Origin of the sequence: Eggerthella sp. BIOML-A1, from assembly GCF_009875595.1 — a bacterium.
GTDB classification, from domain to species: Bacteria; Actinomycetota; Coriobacteriia; order Coriobacteriales; family Eggerthellaceae; genus Eggerthella; species Eggerthella lenta.
In genome coordinates, this window is the sequence record NZ_WWRZ01000034.1 from 1 (window position 1) to 1,093 (window position 1,093).

The window sequence follows — 1,093 nt, forward strand, 5'->3', positions numbered from 1 at the left end:
GGAGTATTCGGGGAGTTTAGCAGCAATTTCATTCATAAGTGTGCGCAGCGACTCAACGGTTGTAGAAGCGCTATTAAGTTGGTCTACAGCCTGCTTGATAATAATCTTTGTAATGTCATCCTTAGGAAGTACAGGAACAAGTTCCTTGGCTTTTCCATAGATTTCTTCAGCTTTCAATTGACTGAAGTTGTACTTCTTGCGTTTGCACCAGTTTTGATAATGACCGATAAAGGCATTCCGGGACATTTTACGGACACAATCCACGTGCCAGTATGTAGAGGCAAAATCGACCCATTTCTGACGGCCATCACTGCGCGCAGGGCTGTCAAAGTAGGTGTTAACACCAGGATAGGTTTGGTCAAGGATTCCGATAAGATTATTCTTCATAGCCGTCCTGTGCTTCATGTAAAACCCAAACTGACGGTTCATGGTTTTAAGCTGATTGCGTAGTTCATCCATAACACTATACTGTTTAAGATTTTGCCACTTGTCAAGAGCATATCTGGCGATTTTAACTGCATCAGCTTTATCAGATTTAACTTTACGAAGAGAATCATTATCAAAATCTTTGATAAGTTTTGGGTTAATGGCACTGACAAAAAGGTTTGCCTGCGAAAGCTGATGAGCAAGGGCTTCATAATAACGCCCTGTATGTTCCATTACGATTCGGGACTCACCTTCAACAGAGTTGATGAGCGCTACAAGTGAATTGATAGCGCTGCTTGTGTGTTTGACCTCGAAGGGTGCAGAAACAATTTCGCCATAAGGCCGCATGATAGCAACCATACTTTTTCCCTTTGAAATATCAATACCTACTGCGTTCATAAATTGTCACTCCTTAAGATTTTGGCAATGGATAAGTGCCAGCTTTACTCATTGCCTATTCAATCTACTGTGGTGTGACACGAATGCGCCTATGACGATTCAACCTGCATAAAACGAACGCTGCGAATGAGGAGCTGGTTATCAGTCTGCATTACGGACGCGTAGTCCAAGAAAGGAGAAGATATCCAATTGCCTCCTACATTCTAACAGCTTAAGCAATAAGATGGATAAGTCCTTACTGGCCGTAAGGAATATTAACCATAAATAC

General features: G+C 42.0%; 1 protein-coding gene. It reads right to left on the bottom strand.

The window, feature by feature from the left end; all coding sequences use genetic code 11:
* Window positions 1-825, bottom strand: an 825-nt coding sequence (locus tag GT590_RS14255) for a transposase (RefSeq protein ID WP_161171202.1), incomplete at its 3' end; no start/stop codon positions are given.
* Window positions 826-1,093: the final 268 nt, after the last annotated feature.